This is a genomic window from Streptomyces longispororuber, assembly GCF_024448165.1.
Lineage (GTDB): Bacteria > Actinomycetota > Actinomycetes > Streptomycetales > Streptomycetaceae > Streptomyces > Streptomyces longispororuber_A.
In genome coordinates, this window is the sequence record NZ_JAMOLN010000003.1 from 102,818 (window position 1) to 119,633 (window position 16,816).

At 73.2% G+C, this 16,816-nt stretch carries 19 protein-coding genes; 10 read left to right on the top strand and 9 right to left on the bottom strand.

The features are described 5' to 3' along the window. Positions 1–59 precede the first annotated feature (59 nt). Positions 60–461 carry a MerR family transcriptional regulator gene (locus M4J07_RS01900; protein ID WP_255966355.1) on the top strand — a complete coding sequence of 134 codons (402 nt, stop codon included), beginning with the start codon at positions 60–62 and terminating at the stop codon, positions 459–461. On the opposite strand, the gene M4J07_RS01905 is transcribed toward M4J07_RS01900, so the two are convergent. Genes M4J07_RS01905 through M4J07_RS01915 form a run of 3 tightly spaced genes read right to left on the bottom strand, consistent with a single transcriptional unit; the run spans position 385 to position 3,343 of the window. Next, positions 385–1,350, bottom strand: a complete 966-nt coding sequence (locus M4J07_RS01905) for an acyl-CoA dehydrogenase (RefSeq protein ID WP_255966357.1) — start codon at positions 1,348–1,350, stop codon at positions 385–387. The two genes, M4J07_RS01900 and M4J07_RS01905, sit on opposite strands and share 77 nt — an antisense overlap. Continuing rightward, complete coding sequence (locus M4J07_RS01910) at positions 1,350–2,489, bottom strand: acyl-CoA dehydrogenase family protein (protein WP_255966359.1); 1,140 nt, start codon at positions 2,487–2,489, stop codon at positions 1,350–1,352. The genes M4J07_RS01905 and M4J07_RS01910 overlap by 1 nt, the downstream gene beginning before the upstream one ends. After that, positions 2,486–3,343 carry an enoyl-CoA hydratase gene (locus tag M4J07_RS01915; protein ID WP_255966362.1) on the bottom strand — a complete coding sequence of 286 codons (858 nt, stop codon included), beginning with the start codon at positions 3,341–3,343 and terminating at the stop codon, positions 2,486–2,488. The genes M4J07_RS01910 and M4J07_RS01915 overlap by 4 nt, the downstream gene beginning before the upstream one ends. A 142-nt stretch (positions 3,344–3,485) precedes the next feature. Here M4J07_RS01915 and M4J07_RS01920 point away from each other — a divergent pair, with 142 nt between their 5' ends. The 7 genes from M4J07_RS01920 (at position 3,486) to M4J07_RS01950 (ending at position 9,595) form a co-directional block, all read left to right on the top strand. Beyond that, positions 3,486–4,277 carry an SDR family oxidoreductase gene (locus M4J07_RS01920; RefSeq protein WP_255966364.1) on the top strand — a complete coding sequence of 264 codons (792 nt, stop codon included), beginning with the start codon at positions 3,486–3,488 and terminating at the stop codon, positions 4,275–4,277. After that, the gene (locus tag M4J07_RS01925; protein WP_255966366.1) at positions 4,274–4,882 is read left to right on the top strand and encodes a TetR/AcrR family transcriptional regulator; all 609 of its coding nucleotides are present in this window, start codon (positions 4,274–4,276) and stop codon (positions 4,880–4,882) included. The genes M4J07_RS01920 and M4J07_RS01925 overlap by 4 nt, the downstream gene beginning before the upstream one ends. A 6-nt stretch (positions 4,883–4,888) precedes the next feature. Beyond that, positions 4,889–6,046: an acetyl-CoA C-acetyltransferase gene (locus M4J07_RS01930; RefSeq protein ID WP_255966368.1), complete on the top strand. Its 1,158-nt coding sequence runs from the start codon at positions 4,889–4,891 to the stop codon at positions 6,044–6,046. A 49-nt stretch (positions 6,047–6,095) separates the two neighbouring features. Continuing rightward, entirely contained in the window at positions 6,096–6,890 is a 795-nt protein-coding gene (locus M4J07_RS01935; protein WP_255966371.1) for a glucose 1-dehydrogenase, read from the top strand. A 46-nt stretch (positions 6,891–6,936) separates the two neighbouring features. Further along, positions 6,937–7,566, top strand: coding sequence for a TetR/AcrR family transcriptional regulator (locus M4J07_RS01940; protein ID WP_255966374.1), 630 nt, complete (start codon positions 6,937–6,939; stop codon positions 7,564–7,566). 144 nt (positions 7,567–7,710) lie between these two features. Then, on the top strand, positions 7,711–7,914 hold the full coding sequence (locus M4J07_RS01945) for a cold-shock protein (RefSeq protein WP_005318814.1): 204 nt from the start codon (positions 7,711–7,713) through the stop codon (positions 7,912–7,914). Between the two features lie 94 nt (positions 7,915–8,008). Then, the gene (locus M4J07_RS01950) at positions 8,009–9,595 is read left to right on the top strand and encodes a DEAD/DEAH box helicase (protein WP_255966377.1); all 1,587 of its coding nucleotides are present in this window, start codon (positions 8,009–8,011) and stop codon (positions 9,593–9,595) included. 1 nt (position 9,596) lies between these two features. On the opposite strand, the gene M4J07_RS01955 is transcribed toward M4J07_RS01950, so the two are convergent. Genes M4J07_RS01955 through M4J07_RS01980 form a run of 6 tightly spaced genes read right to left on the bottom strand, consistent with a single transcriptional unit; the run spans position 9,597 to position 15,092 of the window. Next, a complete protein-coding gene (locus M4J07_RS01955; RefSeq protein ID WP_255966379.1) occupies positions 9,597–10,565 on the bottom strand; it encodes an SDR family NAD(P)-dependent oxidoreductase in 969 nt (322 codons plus the stop codon). A gap of 50 nt (positions 10,566–10,615) precedes the next feature. Continuing rightward, entirely contained in the window at positions 10,616–11,533 is a 918-nt protein-coding gene (locus M4J07_RS01960) for a tyrosine-protein phosphatase (protein WP_255966382.1), read from the bottom strand. 43 nt (positions 11,534–11,576) lie between these two features. Next, positions 11,577–12,650 carry an NAD(P)H-dependent flavin oxidoreductase gene (locus tag M4J07_RS01965; protein ID WP_255966384.1) on the bottom strand — a complete coding sequence of 358 codons (1,074 nt, stop codon included), beginning with the start codon at positions 12,648–12,650 and terminating at the stop codon, positions 11,577–11,579. Further along, positions 12,647–13,438, bottom strand: coding sequence for a CoA-transferase subunit beta (locus M4J07_RS01970; RefSeq protein WP_255966386.1), 792 nt, complete (start codon positions 13,436–13,438; stop codon positions 12,647–12,649). The genes M4J07_RS01965 and M4J07_RS01970 overlap by 4 nt, the downstream gene beginning before the upstream one ends. Beyond that, positions 13,435–14,328, bottom strand: coding sequence for a CoA transferase subunit A (locus M4J07_RS01975; protein ID WP_255966388.1), 894 nt, complete (start codon positions 14,326–14,328; stop codon positions 13,435–13,437). The genes M4J07_RS01970 and M4J07_RS01975 overlap by 4 nt, the downstream gene beginning before the upstream one ends. A gap of 2 nt (positions 14,329–14,330) precedes the next feature. Next, positions 14,331–15,092, bottom strand: a complete 762-nt coding sequence (locus M4J07_RS01980; RefSeq protein WP_255966390.1) for an enoyl-CoA hydratase family protein — start codon at positions 15,090–15,092, stop codon at positions 14,331–14,333. A gap of 120 nt (positions 15,093–15,212) precedes the next feature. Here M4J07_RS01980 and M4J07_RS01985 point away from each other — a divergent pair, with 120 nt between their 5' ends. Next, positions 15,213–15,953, top strand: a complete 741-nt coding sequence (locus M4J07_RS01985; RefSeq protein ID WP_255966393.1) for an SDR family oxidoreductase — start codon at positions 15,213–15,215, stop codon at positions 15,951–15,953. Position 15,954: 1 nt separating this feature from the next. Next, the coding region (locus tag M4J07_RS01990) for an SDR family oxidoreductase (protein ID WP_255966395.1) at positions 15,955–16,816 on the top strand (862 nt) is incomplete at its 3' end.

Below are 16,816 nucleotides of genomic sequence, written 5' to 3' on the forward strand. Positions count from 1 at the left end.
CTCACATGGATGTGAGGTTCAAGGGACTGTGGCGCACATCACTCACAGGGGGATGCGGGATGAAGATCGGTGAGCTGTCGAGGGTGACCGGCGTCGGGGTGCGGCTGCTGCGCTACTACGAGGAGCAGGGCCTGCTCACTCCCGGGCGCACCGCGGGCGGGCAGCGCGTGTACGACGCGGAGGCCCCGCGCACCGTGCGCCGCATCCGCGCGTTCCTCGACGCGGGGCTGCCCACCCGGGTCATCGGCGAGATCCTCACCTGCGTGTGCGGCAGCGAGGCCGAGGTCGAGCCGTGCCTGACGCCGATGCTCCTCGACCAGCTGCGGGACATCGAGGAGCGCATCGACCGGTTGCAGGGATCGCGGGCCTCCCTCACGGACATCCTCACGGCGACCCGGTCACCCGCGCCCGGCACACCGCCGGAGACCACCACGCGTCCCGCAGCGGGCGTGCCTTCCTGAGCCACAGGGACAGGTCGAGCTCCTCCGTGTACCCCACGGCGCCGTGCAGCTGGAGGGCCGCGCGGGCCGCCGCGTACGCCGCGTCGCCCGCCGCCGCCTTGGCCGCCGCGATGTCCGCCGACGTCATCGACAGAGCCGCCCCGAACAGCAGCGGCCGGGCGAACTCCAGCCCGATGAGCGCGTCCGCGAGCCGGTGCTTGACCGCCTGGAACGAGCCGATCGGCACCCCGAACTGCTCCCGCTGCCGGGCGTACTCGACGGTGCGGCGCAGCAGTTCGAGCCCGGTGCCGAGCGCCTGCGCCGCCGTCAGGAACGTCGCCAGGTCCGCCGCCCGTGCCACCGCCGCCCGCACCTCGGGACCGCGCGCCAGCACCTCGCCGTCCTCGGCCGCGAACAGCCGGCGCGCCGGGTCGGCCGACTCCCGCAGCGGCCCGTGTCCGGCGGCGGTCCGCAGCGTGTCGCCCGCCGCCACGAACACCGCGTCGGCCGCGTCCGCGTCCAGTGCGTACGCCCCCGCGGCCAGGGTGACCGCGGCGTCCCCGCCCGCGATCCGGGGCAGCCACTCCTTCGCGACCCCCGAGCCGTCCGGCAGCGCGCCGAGCAGCACCGCGACCGCCGCCGTCTCCACCACCGGACCCGGCATCGCGTGCCGGCCCAACTCCACGTAGGCCACCGCGAGTTCCACCGGGAGCAGGCCGAGGCCCTCGTGCGTCTCGGGGACCGCGAGCGCGAACACCCCGGCCTCCGCGAGCCGCGCCCACAGCGCCCGCCCGGGCCCGAAGTCGCCGCCCGCCCACGCCCGCACCGCCGCCGGGGTGTCCGCCGCGCCCAGCATCCGGTCGAGCGTGCGGCCGAACTCGGCCTGCTCCGTCTCCAGCAGGAACCTCATCAGCGGCGCCCCTTCGGCAGGCCGAGCAGCCGCTCGGCGATGATGTCGCGCTGGATCTCGTTCGTCCCCGCGTAGATGGGGCCCGCGAGCGAGAACACATATCCCTCGGACCAGTCCCCGTCCGCCAACTCGCCGTCCGCGCCGAGCAGTTCGAGCGCCGTCTCGTGCAGTGCGATGTCGTACTCCGACCAGAACACCTTGTTCAGGCTCGACTCCGCGCCGATCCGCTCACCGGCCGCGAACCGGGACGCGTTGGCGTACGTGAACAGCTGGTAGGCCCGGGCGCCGATCAGCGCGTCGGCCACCCGGCCCCGGAGCGCCGGGTCCGCGCCGCGCTCCCGCCACAGCCGCGCGAGCCGGTCCGCCGCGGCGAGGAAGCGGCCGGGGGAGCGCAGGGTCAGCCCCCGCTCGTTGCCCGTCGTCGACATCGCGATCCGCCAGCCGTTGCCCGGCTGTCCGATCACGTCCTCGTCCGGCACGAACACGCCGTCCAGGAACAGCTCCGCGAACGCCGGCTTCCCGTCGAGGCGGCCGATCGGCCGGACCGTGACACCGGGCGCCTTCAGATCGAACATCAGGTACGTCAGCCCGTGGTGCGGCTTCGCCGCCTCCGGGTCCGTACGGAAGATGCCGAACGCCCGGTCCGCGAACGCCGCCCGCGACGACCACGTCTTCTGGCCGTGCAGCAGCCAGCCGCCGTCCGTGCGCACCGCCCGCGCGCGCAGCGACGCCAGGTCGGAGCCCGCCTCCGGCTCCGACCACGCCTGCGCCCAGATCACCTCGCCGCTCGCCATCGACGGCAGCACCCGGGCCCGCTGCTCGTCCGTGGCGTGGTCGAAGAGGGTCGGCGCCAGCAGATTGATGCCGTTCTGCGAGACGCGGCCCGGCGCGCCCGCCGCGTAGTACTCCTCCTCGAAGACCAGCCACCGGAAGATGTCGGCGCCGCGCCCGCCGAACTCCCGCGGCCACGACACCACCGACCAGCGGTCCGCGTGCAGTTCGGCCTCCCACGCGCGGTGCGCGGCGAAGCCCTCGCCGGTCTCCAGGGAGGGCAGCGGCTCGGCCGGCACGTGCGCTGCCAGCCACTGCCTGGCCTCCTCGCGGAAGGCGTCCTCCTCCGGCGTGAAGTCCAGGTTCATCGCGTGCCCGCCTCCTTCATGGCCCGGACGTCCATGCCACCGAGCGGGTCGGCGGCCGTCTCCGCGTTGTGCGCGTGCGCCAGGTGGTGGAGGCCGAAGACCGCGTCCATGCCCGCGTGCAGACCCTGGAGGTCCTCCGCCTGGTTCACCGCGCGCTTGGTGAGCGCCAGGCCGAGGCGCGGCATCTCGGCCACCCGGTCCGCCAGGTCACGGGTGGCGGCCGCCAGTTCGCCGCGCGGCACCACCCGGTTCACCATCCCCACCTCGTACGCGCGGCGCGCGCTCATCCGCTCGCCGGTGAACAGGAACTCCTTCGCGATCCGCGGCGGCATCACCCACGGGTGCGCGAAGTACTCGACGCCCGGTATCCCCATCCGCACGACCGGGTCGGCGAAGAACGCGTCCTCGCTCGCCACGATCAGGTCGCACACCCACGCCAGCATCAACCCGCCCGCCACGCACGCCCCCTGGACCGAGGCGATCACCGGCTTCGGCAGCTCGCGCCAGCGCCGGCACATGCCGAGATAGACCTCCGACTCGCGCGCGAACCGCGACTCGGCGCCCCGCTTGTCGCTGTGGTCCCACCACAGTCCGGCCCGCCGCTCGAACGGCAGGTGCGCGTCGCGCTCCGGCGTCCCGATGTCGTGCCCCGCAGAGAAGTGCTCGCCCGCGCCCGCGAGCACGACGACCTTCACGTCCGCGTCGTCCGCCGCCCGGTAGAAGGCGGAGTCGAGGGCGTACGTCATCGCCGAGTTCTGCGCGTTGCGGTACTCCGGCCGGTTCATCGTCACGTACGCGACCGGGCCCCTGACCTCGTAATGGACGGGCTGCGGTGCGGGCCGTTCTGCGGGCATCGGAATCGTCCTTCCCTAACAAGTGTTTGGTAGGTTAGCTTATGAGCACGGACGGCGTCGAGGACTTCCCGGCCGGCTCCCGCGGCCGGCCGGAGCGGGAACTCCGCGGCGAGCAAGCCGAGTCGAGAGAAGAGGCGCGCGCATGACGAGGTCCACCGCTCCCGAGTACGTCCCCGGCCATCGGCTGCTCGACGGGCGCACCGCCGTCATCACCGCCGCCGCCGGCGCCGGGATCGGCGGCGCCACCGCGCGCCGCTTCCTGGAGGAGGGCGCCCGCGTCGTCATCAGCGACGCGCACGCCCGGCGCCTCAAGGAGAGCGAGCAGGCGCTCGCCACCGAGTTCGGCACCGACCGGGTCGCCGCACTCGCCTGCGACGTGACCGACGAGGAGCAGGTCCAGGCGCTGTTCGCGCACGTCGCCGAGTGCCACGGCGGACTCGACATCGTCGTCAACAACGCGGGACTCGGCGGCACTTCGCCCCTCGCCGACATGACCGACGAGCAGTGGGGGCGCGTCCTGGACGTCACGCTGAACGGCACCTTCCGCTGCCTACGCGCCGCCCTCCGTGCCTTCCGCGACACCGGCCGCGGCGGCGTGATCGTCAACAACGCGTCCGTGATCGGCTGGCGCGCCCAGGCCGGGCAGGCGCACTACGCCGCCGCCAAGGCCGGAGTGATGGCCCTGACCAGGACCGCCGCGATCGAGGCCGCCGCGTACGGCGTACGGGTCAACGCGGTGGCGCCGAGCCTCGCCATGCACCCGCACCTGGTGAAGGTCACCTCCGCCGGACTCCTCGCCGAACTGACGGAGAAGGAGGCGTTCGGCCGGTACGCCGAGCCCTGGGAGGTGGCCAACGTGATGGTCTTCCTCGCCTCCCGCTACTCCTCGTACATGACCGGCGAGGTCGTCTCCGTCAGCAGCCAGCACGCATGAGCCCCTCGCCCGAGCGGCACCGCGAACTCCTCGACACGGCGGCCGAGGTGTTCGCGGCGCACGGCTACGACGCCACCACCGTGCGCCGGATCGCCGACGCCGCAGGCATGCTCGCGGGCAGCCTCTACTACCACTTCGACTCCAAGGACTCGATCGTCGAGGAGATCCTGCGCGGCTTCCTCGACGAACTGTGGGGCCGCTACGACACGGTGCTCGCCGCCGGGCTCGGGCCCCGGGAGACGATGCGGGCCCTGGTCACCGAGTCGTTCCGGGAGATCGACCGGCACGGGCCCGCCGTCGCCATCTACCAGAAGGAGTCGAAGGCCCTCGCGGCCAGGGAGCGGTTCGCGTTCCTCGACGCGTCGCAGCGCAAGTTCGAGCAGACCTGGCTGACCACCCTCCAGGAAGGGGTGGCGGCCGGGGCGTTCCGCGCCGACCTCGACATCCGGCTCACGTACCGCTTCGTCCGCGACACCGTGTGGGTCGCCGCGTCCTGGTACCGGCCGGGCGGCAGACACAGCCCCGAGGAGATCGCCCGCGAATACCTGGCGATGGTCCTCGACGGGATAGCCAAGCCCCCTCACCCCCAGCACGTCAGGAGTTGAAGCACCATGGCCGAGGCCTACATCGTCGACGCGGTCCGCACCCCCGTAGGGCGCCGCAAGGGCGGACTCAGCGCCGTCCACCCCGCCGACCTGGGCGCGCACGTCCTCACGGCGCTCGTCGCCCGTACCGGCATCGACCCGGCCGCCGTCGAGGACGTCGTCTTCGGTTGCCTCGACACCGTCGGCCCGCAGGCCGGCGACATCGCCCGCACCTGCTGGCTCGCCGCCGGTATGCCCGAGGAGGTGCCCGGGGTCACCGTCGACCGGCAGTGCGGCTCGTCCCAGCAGGCGATCCACTTCGCCGCGCAGGGCGTGCTCTCCGGCACGCAGGACCTCGTCGTCGCGGGCGGCACGCAGAACATGTCGATGATCCCGATCGCCTTCGCGTCCCGGCAGGCCGCCGAGCCCCTCGGCCTCACCGCGGGCCCGTACGCGGGCAGCGAGGGCTGGCGCGCCCGCTACGGCGACCAGCCCGTCAACCAGTTCCACGGCGCCGAACTCATCGCGCGGAAGTGGGGCATCACCCGGCAGGACCAGGAGGCGTGGGCGCTGCGCTCCCACCAGCGGGCCCTGCGGGCGATCGACGAGGGCCGGTTCACGAAGGAGACCGTCGCCCACGGGGACGTCACCGTCGACGAAGGACCGCGCCGCGACACGACCCTGGAGAAGATGGCCGGGCTGAAGCCCGTTGTCGAGGGCGGCACCATCACCGCCGCCTGCTCCTCGCAGGTCTCCGACGGCGCGGCCGCGATGCTGATCGCCTCCGAGCGGGCCGTACGGGAACACGGGCTGACGCCCCGCGCCCGCATCCACCACCTCTCCGTACGCGGCGAGGACCCCATCCGGATGCTGTCCGCGCCCATCCCCGCGACCGCGTACGCGCTGAAGAAGACCGGCCTCACCATGGACGACATCGACCTCGTCGAGATCAACGAGGCGTTCGCCCCGGTCGTCCTCGCCTGGCTCAAGGAGACCGGCACCGACCCGGAGAAGGTCAACGTCAACGGCGGAGCCATCGCCCTCGGCCACCCGCTCGGCGCGACCGGCACCAAGCTGATGACGACGCTGCTGCACGAACTGGAGCGCACCGGCGGCCGGTTCGGCCTCCAGACCATGTGCGAGGGAGGCGGCCAGGCCAACGTCACGGTCATCGAGCGCCTGTGACCGAGGCCGCGCGGAGCAGGCGGAGGACACCGAGGGGAGGCGTACGCGGATGAGTGAGGGACAGCGGGCGGGGCGTGCGGGACTGGTGGGAAAGGTCGCCCTGGTGACCGGCGCGGCCCGCGGGATGGGCGAGGCCGTCGCCCGCGAGCTCGTGGCGGGCGGGGCGCGGGTCGTGCTCGGCGACGTGCTCGTCGCGGAAGCGGAGAAGGCCGCCACCGGACTCGGTGACGCGGCGCGCTTCGTGCGGCTGGACGTCACCGACGCGGCGTCCTGGGCGGCCGCGGTCGAGACCGCCGTCAGCACGTTCGGCCGGCTCGACGTGCTCGTCAACAACGCGGCGATCTACACCACCGCACCGATCGTCGACGAGGATCCGGCGCAGTTGGCCCGGATCCTCGAGGTCGACCTCGTCGGCCCGTTCCTCGGCATCCAGGCCGTCGTCCCCGCCATGCGGGCCGGGGCGGCGGGCGGCTCCATCGTCAACATCTCCTCGCAGGCCGGCCTCCAGGGCATCTGGGGGCACGGCTCGTACGGCGCCGCGAAGTGGGGGCTGCGCGGCCTCAGCCGGACGGCCGCCCTCGAACTCGGCGGCGACGGCATCCGCGTCAACGCCGTCTTCCCCGGTGCCATCGACACGGCGATGACCGCGCACCTCGGCACCACCGACCACCCGGCCGCCGCGCTCGGCCGCATCGGAAGGCCCGACGAGGTCGCCCGGCTCGTCGCCTTCCTCGCCTCGGACGACGCCTCCTACCTCACCGGCGCCGAGGTCGCCGCGGACGGCGGCGCGTCGGCCGGCCGGCTGCCTGCGCGCGGGCAGCGCGGCACGGGGGAGCGGAAGTGACCCGCCCTGTGGCTGTGGGCCCGGCCACGGGGACCACAATGGGCCCGTGCCTACGAAGCCTGCGAAGCCCCCGAAGAAGTCCCCGTCGACGACCACCGCCGCCCCGGAGCGGCGCGGCGAGCTCCTGCACACCGCGGCCGAGGTCTTCGCCGAGCAGGGTTACAACGCGACCACCGTGCGTAAGATCGCGGACCACGCGGGCATGCTCGCGGGCAGCCTCTACTACCACTTCGACTCCAAGGAATCGATGCTGGAGGAGATCCTGCGCACGTTCCTCGACGAGCTGTGGTCCGGCTACGACACCGTGCTCGACGCGGACCTCGGCCCGCGCCAGACCCTGGAGGCCCTGGTCACCGAGTCCTTCCGGGAGATCGACCGGCACCGCTCCGCCGTCGCCATCTACCAGCGCGAGGCGCGGGCCCTCGTCGCCCAGGAGCGCTTCGGTTTCCTCGCCGACTCCCAGCGCCGCTTCGAGAGGACCTGGCTGACCACGCTGGAGCGGGGCGTCGCCGACGGCGTCTTCCGCACCGACCTCGACATCCGGCTCACGTACCGGTTCGTGCGCGACACCGTGTGGGTCGCCGCGTCCTGGTACAGGCCCGGTGGCCAGCACAGTCCCGAGGAGATCGCCCGCCAGTACCTGACCATGGTGCTGGACGGAATCGCCGCACGTTGAGAGATCGTGCTAGGCTTGCTGACGTTGCAGTTTTGGTACCCATAGACTTTATGTGCGCCTGACGGGAATGTTCCTCAGGCGCATTATTGTTTTTTGCCGGGGCGTTTCCGGAATGGGGGCTGCTACCTGTTCAAGGAGAATGACATGGCCACCGGTACCGTGAAGTGGTTCAACTCGGAAAAGGGCTTCGGCTTCATCGAGCAGGACGGCGGCGGCGCCGACGTCTTCGCCCACTACTCGAACATCGCCACCTCGGGCTTCCGTGAGCTCCAGGAGGGCCAGAAGGTCACGTTCGACGTGACGCAGGGCCAGAAGGGCCCGCAGGCGGAGAACATCCTCCCCGCCTGATCACAGCATCACCGGGCCGGGGCCCGCACCTTCACGGTGCGGGCCCCGGCTCATGCTGTCCCCTGTCTTTGGAAGTCCCCGGAAGGCATGCCGCATGGCCAGCTCAGCCCGCCCGTCCCGCCGCCGCGCCCCCCGTCCCGCAGAGGGTGGCAAGCGTCGCGCCCCCGAGCAGCGGCGCAGGCAACAGCCCACCCCGCCGCGTGAGTTCACCATGCCGGAGAACACCTCTCCCGCGCTGCCGCCGGTCGACACCTTCGACGCACTCGACATGCCCGCGGCCCTCCTGAAGACCCTGGCCGCGCAGGGCGTCACCGCGCCCTTCCCGATCCAGGCCGCGACGCTGCCCAACTCGCTCGCCGGCCGCGATCTGCTCGGCCGCGGCCGCACCGGCTCCGGCAAGACCCTCGCCTTCGGGCTCTCGATGCTCGCCCGCACCGCCGGTGCCAAGGCCGAGCCGAAGACGCCGCTGGCGCTCGTCCTCGTCCCCACGCGCGAGCTCGCCCAGCAGGTCACCGACGCCCTCACCCCGTACGCCACCTCGCTGCACCTGCGGATGGCGACCGTCGTCGGCGGCATGTCGATCTCCCGGCAGGCGGGCCAGCTGCGCCGCGGTGCCGAGGTCGTCGTCGCCACCCCCGGCCGCCTCAAGGACCTCATCGAGCGGGGTGACTGCGACCTCGCGCAGGTCCGCATCACCGTCCTCGACGAGGCCGACCAGATGGCCGACATGGGCTTCATGCCGCAGGTCACCGCGCTGCTCAAGCAGGTCGCGCAGGGCGGTCAGACGATGCTGTTCTCGGCGACGCTCGACCGGAACGTGGACCGCCTCGTCCGGCAGTTCCTCACCGACCCCGTCGTGCACTCCGTCGACCCGTCCGCGGGCGCCGTCACGACCATGGAGCACCACGTCCTGCACGTCCAGGACGAGACCGACAAGAAGGCCGTCACGGCCCGGATCGCCGCCCGCGACGGCCGCGTCATCCTCTTCGTCGACACCAAGCGCTCCGCCGACCGGCTCGCCAAGCGGCTCCTCGCCGACGGCGTCTACGCGGCCCCGCTGCACGGCGGCCGCAGCCAGCCGCAGCGCAACCGCACCCTGGAGCAGTTCAAGGACGGCCGGGTCACCGCCCTCGTCGCCACGAACGTCGCGGCGCGCGGCATCCACGTCGACGACCTCGACCTCGTCGTGAACGTCGACCCGCCCACCGAGCACAAGGACTACCTGCACCGCGGCGGCCGCACCGCCCGGGCCGGCGAGTCCGGCAGCGTCGTCACGCTGGTCCTGCCCGAGCAGAAGCGCGACGTGCAGCGCCTGATGCGCGACGCCAAGATCCAGCCCCGGACGACGCAGGTCCGCTCCACCGACGAGGAACTGGTGACGATCACCGGGGCCCGTGAGCCGTCCGGTGTGGCCGTCACCATCGCCGTGCCCGAGCCGACCGCTCCGGCCGCCGCCGCGAAGCCGCGCCGCTCGCGCCGCCCCCGCGGGGGCGGCTCCGGCAACGGCGGTACGGGCCGTGCGGCCGGCGGCGAGGGCCAGCAGCGCTCCTCGGCGGCCGGGTCCGGCGGCCGGCGCCGCGCCGGCGGCGGGGCGAACGGTACGGGCGCGGGTTCCGCGGCCGGCACCGGTGGCGCCCGGCGCGGTCGCGGCCCGCGGGGCCCCCGCAAGGCCGCCGCGTAGCTCAGGCGAAGGCGTCCACGCCGGTCAGCTCCGCCGACAGGGTCCACAGCCGGGCCGCGGCCTCCGGGTCGCGGACCCAGGACTTGACCCCGCCGGCGAGCATGTCGTCGGCGTCGTCCGGCACCTGCTCGGCGAGGTCGCAGTCCTGGCAGTAGGCGCCGCCGTACGCGTCGAGCAGGGGTGAGGTGGCCGCCCACACGGTGGTCGCCGCACCCTGCTGCGGCGTCTTGAACCCCGGCCGCGGCGCACCGGTCTCCGAGACCCAGCCGCGCTCCGCACTCTCCTCGCGCGGGATGTGCCGCTGCAGCGGGGTGAGGATCGAGCCCGGGTGCACGGCGTACGCGTGCAGCCCGTGGCCGGCGCCGAGCCGGTCGAGGTGCAGCGCGAACAGGGCGTTGGCCGATTTGGCCTGACCGTAGGCCAGCCAGCGGTCGTACCCGGTGCGGAAGTCGATGTCGTCCCAGCGGACGCCGGTCAGGAAGTGACCGGACGAGGTGAGAGCGACGACCCGGGCGCCGTGCGGCGCGAGCGCCGGGCGCAGCCGGTTGACGAGGGCGAAGTGCCCGAGGTGGTTCGTGGCGAACTGGTACTCGCGGCCGGGCCCGACCCGGGTCTCCGGGGCCGCCATCACCCCCGCGTTGTTGATGACGAGGTCGAGGGTGCGGCCCGTGTCGAGGAGACCCTCGGCGTAGCCGCGCACGCTCTCCAGGTCCGACAGATCGAGCGCACCCACCTCCGTCCCGCTGATCCCGTCGAGCGCCGCGCGCGCCGCGTCGGGGCGGCGCGCGGGCACGAGCACCCGCGCGCCCGCCGCGGCGAGCGCGCGCGTCGTCTCCAGGCCGAGGCCCGAGTAGCCGCCCGTGACGAGGGCCGTCCGGCCGGTGAGGTCCACCCCGGCGATCACGTCGGCGGCCGTGCTGTGCGCCCCGAAACCGCTGCCGATCCTGTGCTGCTGAGCTGTGCTGGTCATGCCGCGGCACGCTAGGCGCTGGAGTGCACACCAAGGCAAACCGACCCGCCTCAGTACACCAGTCGGGCCCGCAGCAGCGCCGCGGTGCGCCGGTCGACGCCGAGTCCTTCCGCGACGTACCGGTGGAGGCTGCCGTAGTCGGTACGGACCTGGTCGAGGGCGGCCGTGAGGTAGTCGGTGCGCACCTCCTGGAGCGGGATCAGCAGATCCGGATCCTGCATCGCACCGGACTGCCCGAGGCTCTCGCGCAGCTTCGCGTCGTAGGCCGCGCGGAAGGTGTTGGACGCCAAGTAGTCTTCCACGGCGGCCCGTTGGGACACGCCGAGCAGCCGCAGCAGGACGTACGTTGTCCAGCCGGTGCGGTCCTTGCCGGACGTGCAGTGGTACAGCAGCGCGCCGCGGCCGCCGTACGCGATGTCGTGCAGGGTCGCCGCGAACCGGGCGCGGTTGTCGGCGCCGGTCACGAACATCGGGTAGACGCTCCGCATGAACGCCGCCGCGCGGCCGCCGCCCAGCATTTCTTCCTGTTGCACCGGGTCCCGCGAGGCGATGGCGGTCAGGATGCGCGCGTACAGGCCGTTGTCCGTGACCGGACGGGCCACGCCGGTGATGCCCGCGGGCAGCCGGTCCGTGCCGTCGTACCGCACCTCCAACGGAACCCGGAAGTCGACCGCTTGACGCAGTCTCAGGTTCTCCAGCGTCGTCAGGTCGGCGTCGGTGAGCTTGCTCAGTGCGTCGGCCCGGTAGACCTGGCCGTACCGGACCCGGCTGCCGCCGGCGGCCCGGTACCCGCCGATGTCACGGACGTTCACCGCGCCCTGCAGCGGGACCTGCCGGATGTGCCGGTTCGGCGGGGCGGCGGACGCGGCGGCGGGGGCGGCAGGGGAGAGCGCCGCGGCCGTCACCGTGCCGAGGGCGGCACCGAGTGCCCGGCGCCGCGTGAGGACTGCTCTCTTCGTGGCTGGCATACGTGAACTCCCTTGCGGAAGCGGCCGGTCGGCGGCCTGTGGATCACCCTGGTGTCGGCAGGGTGCCGAGCACGTGCCGGGCCTCCGCCAGCACGCGGTCGACGAGCTCCGCGCAGCTGGGCAGGTCCTCGATGAGCCCCGCGACCTGGCCCGACGCCATCACGCCGAGGTCGGTGCGGCCCTCGACCATGGACGCCTTCAGGAGCATCGGGGTGTTGGCGGCGAGCAGGACCTGGCTCCACGTGAGGTCCTTGCCGTGCTTCATGGCGAGCCCGTCCCTGACCAGCTGCGGCCAGGACAGGCCGGAGAGCTTGCGGAACCCGGCGGCGCGCCGCACCGCCTGCAGCAGGGCGCGCGAACGCCCCGCGTTCTCCAGCGAGTTCACGAGGTCCGTGCGCAGCATGCGGTGCGGCAGTCCGTCCACCGCCCGGGTCACGGTGACGTCCTTCACCGACGCCGCGAGATAGCGGGCCTTCACCGCGTCGGGAACCGTGGAGTCGGACGTCAGCAGGAACCGCGTCCCCATCGCGACGCCCGCCGCTCCGTAGGCCAGCGCGGCGACCAGGCCGCGCCCGTCGTGGAAGCCGCCCGCGCCGATCACCGGGATGTCGACTGCGTCCACCACCTGCGGCAGCAGCACCGACGTCGCCACCTCGCCGGTGTGGCCGCCGCCCTCGCCGCCCTGCACGATCACCGCGTCCGCGCCCCACGCCGCGACCTTCTCGGCGTGCCGCCGCGCCCCGATCGACGGGATGACGACGACGCCCGCGTCCTTCAGCTCGGCGATCAGCTCGCGCGACGGGGCCAGCGCGAACGAGGCGACCTTCACGCCCTCGTCCACGATGATCCGGACCCGCTCGCGCGCATCGCCCGCGTCGGCCCGCAGATTCACCCCGAAGGGCTCCTCGGTGCGGGACTTCACCTCCCGTACGGCGGACCGGAGTTGCTCGACGGTCATCGTCGCGGAGGCGAGGATGCCGAGCGCCCCCGCGTTCGCCGACGCCGACACGAGCCGGGGCCCCGCGACCCAGCCCATGCCGGTCTGGACGATGGGGTGGCGCACGCCGACGAGCTTGGTCAGGGGCGTGCTGAGGGTGAACGCGGCGTCGCTGCTCATGCGGACGGGACCTCCCGCTCCCGCGTCCCCTTTGGGTCGATGACCTCCCGGATCAGCCGCAGCTCCTCGGGCGTGGGCTCACGGGTGAAGGGCACCTCGCCGCCCTCCGGCAGCGCGAGCGGGAACCCCGTCGCCGCCTGCACCTCCTCGACCGTGACCCCCGGGTGGACGGACGCGAGCCGCATCGCGTGACCGGGCGTCTCGAAGTCCAGGACCGCGAGGTTCGTCACGACGCGTGGGATGCGGTGGTAGCGCGTCGCCGACGGGCCGGCCGCGGCCGCGCTGTCGTACCCGACCCCGCTGATCATGTCGACCTTCTCGACGAAGACCCGCGGACTGTGCCTCGGCACCCAATAACTCACCGGATTGTTCAAGGTGTTGACGGGCGCGCCGCGCACGCCGAGCAGTTGCCGGTCGGGCCGCGCCCAGTCGCCGATGCACGAGATGTTCTGGTTGCCGAACCGGTCGAGCTGGCTGGCGCCCATCATCACGTGCCGCTTCCCGCCCGTCACCATCGCCAGGTGCTGCCGGTACGGGAGCCAGCCCTCGGCCGCGCCGTCGGGGCCGACCAGCATCGCCTCGCCGTCGGTGAGCAGCAGATCGGGGGAGAAGGTGCGCCTGGCGAGCCGCGCACCGGCGGCCGGGATCAGGCCCATGGGGCTGGCGAGCACCTCGCCGTCGCCGCGCCAGGCGTCGGCGCAGGCGATCACGCAGTACTCGGCGCGGGTCGTACCGGCCGTCGTGCCGGTGGTCGTGCCGGTGGTCGGGCCGGCGGTCGTGGGGGTCACTTCTGCTCCTCGTGCCAGGCCTGGACGGCGGACTGGTACTGCTTCTCGTCGCCGTCCGGCGGCAGGAACCGCTCGGCGAACTCGGGCCAGGGCGTCGTCGCGTACATCTTCTGGAACGCCTCGTCGCGGTCGTGGTCGGGCACGCAGGACGTGAAGTGCGCGCCGTTCGGCGTCTCGACGACGCCCGTCACCGCGTGCCGCCTGACGAGCAGCGACTGCGGCACGACGTCGCTCCCGAAGCCGTCGACCAGCCGCTCGCAGGAGACGTACGCCGCGTCGGCCGCCTCGCAGAACAGGTCGTCGAAGTACGGGTCGGGGCCCAGGTACTGTCCGTTGCCGCGCCGGTCCGCGCGGTTCACGTGCACCAGCGCCGCGTCCAGCCGCAGCGCCGGCATCGCGACGAACGTCTCCCCGTCCTCGTACGGCGAAGTGACCGTCCGCAGCCGCGGGTTGACCCGCATGACGTCCGAGCCGATGCCCGCGCGCACCGGCAGGAACGGCAGCCGGTTCGCCGCCGCGTGCAGGCCCCACATGAACATCGCCTCGTCGACCTCCTCCAGCTCGAACGCGCCCTGCTGGCGCGCCGCCCGGAAGTGCGGTTCGAGCGGGATCGAGTCGAGCGTCACGAACGCGGCGACCAGCTTGCGGATCTTCCCGGCCGCGGCGAGCAGCCCGACGTCGGGGCCGCCGTACGAGACGACGGTCAGGTCCGTCACGTCGCTCCGCAGCAGCGCCCTCACCAGCGCCATCGGCTTGCGGCGCGCACCCCACCCGCCGATGCCGACGGTCATGCCGCTGCGCAGCCGGGCGACCACCTCGTCGGGCGTCATGGTCTTGTCCGTCGTGCTCCGGCCGGTCGTGCTCCGGTCGGTCCTGCTCTGGTCGGTCATGGTCACTCGTCCTCCTGTCCGAACGTGTCGCGGACCCGGTCGGCGACGCCGCTGAGGTTCGCCTCGAAGGTGAAGCCCTGCTCGAAGCGGTAGCTGCGGTGGACGTCGACGGGGTCGATCCCGTTCAGCGCGGCCTTCGCGAGCCGGATCAGATAGCCGTCCTTGCGGGCGATGTCCCGGGCCAACTCCATTGCGCATGCCCTGAGTTGATCGCGCGGCACGACCTTCCACACCGATCCGTGCGCGTGCAGCTCGGCGGCCGTCACGGTGCGCGAGGTGTAGAAGAGGGCGCGCATCAGGTGCTGGGGAACCAGGCGGGCCAGGTGCGTGGCCGCGCCGAGGGCGCCCCGGTCCAGCTCGGGCAGGCCGAACGTGGCGTCGTCGCTCGCCACGATCGCGTCCGCGTTCCCCACCAGCCCGATGCCGCCGCCCAGGCAGAACCCGGCGACGGCCGCCACCACCGGCACCTCGCACCGGTACACGGCCGAGAACGCCTCGTAGCAGCCGCGGTTGGCGCCGATCAGCGCCCGGTGGCCGCCGTTCGCCGTCTCGCGCTGCATCTCCTTGATGTCCACCCCGGCGTTGAACCCCCGGCCGTCCTCGGCGGCCGTCAGTACCACGCAGCGGACGTCGGGATCGCGGCCGGCGGCGCGCACGGCGTCCGCCAGGTCGTACCAGCCCTGCACCGGCAGCGCGTTGACCGGAGGGAAGTCCACCGTGACGACGGCGATCCCCTTTTCGGGCGATGAGGTGGAGACACCCATGGCGCTCAGCTACCTTTCCACCTAACGTTTGTTTGGTAGTGCATGACCGTAGCAGGCGACGGAGGTCGGCGGAATGGGTCGGGGAGTGAGCCGGGCGGCGCACGGGGGCGGGGGCGCGCGATGGACATGAAGGGACGGGTCGCCGTGGTGACGGGCGGCACCAGGGGAGTGGGCGCCGGGGTCGCGGGCGCCTTCGCGCGGGCCGGGGCGCGCGTCGTGGTCTGCGCCCGCAGACCGCCCGACGTGCCCCTGGAAGGCTGCGAGTTCCTGCCGCTCGACCTGCGGGACGGCGCCGCCGTACGGGACTTCTTCGCGCGCCTCGACCAGGTCGACGTCCTGGTGAACAACGCGGGCGGCACGCCGTACCGGCTGCTCGGCGAGAGCGACGCCGAGCGGCACGCCCGCGTCATCGAGCTGAACCTGACGGCGCCGCTGACCGCGTCCCTCGCCGCCCGCGAGCGGCTCGCCGCGACGCGCGGATCGATCGTGATGATCGGCAGCGTCAGCGGCACCCGGCCCTCGCCGGGCAGCGCGGCGTACGGGGCGGCGAAGGCGGGCCTGGCGAACCTGGCGCGGTCGATGGCTGTCGAATGGGCCCCGGAGATCCGGGTGAACACCCTGGTCCTCGGCATGGTGCGCACGGAGCTCTCGGCGCTGCACTACGGGGATGAGGAGGGCATCGCCGCCGTCGGCGCGACCGTGCCCCTGGGGCGGCTCGCCGAGCCCCGCGAGATCGGCGAGGCAGCGCTGTTCCTGGCGTCGGACGCCGCCTCGTACATCACCGGGGCGAGCCTGCTCGTGCACGGCGGCGGGGAGCGCCCCGCCTTTCTCGACGCGGCAACGGTCAACAAGGAGGCGTGAGATGACGGATCAGGGTGAGGCGTCGGTGGGCGGCGGTCTGTGCGCGGGGCGCGTGGTCGCGGTGACCGGGGCGGGGCGCGGCCTGGGCCGCGCCCACGCCCTCGCGTACGCGGCCGAGGGGGCGAGGGTCGTGGTGAACGACTTCGGGGTGGGTCTCGACGGACAGCCCGCTCCCGACAGTCCGGCCGCCCAAGTGGTCGCCGAGATAAGGGAGTCGGGCGGCGAGGCGGTCGCCCACGGCGGCGACATCGCGACCTCCGAGGGCGCCGCCTCGCTCGTCGCCGCGGCCGTCGACGCCTTCGGGCGGCTCGACACGCTCGTGAACAACGCCGGGTTCCTGCGCGACCGGATGCTGGTGAACCTCGCCGAGGACGACTGGGACGCCGTGCTGCGGGTCCACCTCAAGGGCCACTTCCTGCCGCTCCGGCACGCCGCGGCCTACTGGCGCGCCGAGGCGAAGGCGGGCCGCACGCCCGTCGCCCGCGTCGTCAACACCTCCTCCGGAGCGGGCCTGTTGGGCTCGGTCGGACAGGGCAACTACAGCGCCGCCAAGGCCGGGATCCTCGGCCTGACCCTGGTGGCCGCCGCCGAGATGGACCGGTACGGGGTGCAGGTCAACGCGATAGCACCGGCCGCGCGCACCCGGATGACCGAGGCCACGTTCGCCGAGACGATGGCGGCACCTCAGGCGGGCGCCTTCGACGCGATGGACCCGGCGAACGTCTCGCCCCTCGTGGTGTGGCTCGGCTCCGGCGCGGCCAGCGACGGGGTGACCGGGCGGGTCTTCGAGGTGGAGGGCGGCCGGATCACCGTGATGGAGGGCTGGCGCCCGGGCCCGACCGTCGACAAGGGCGAGCGGTGGA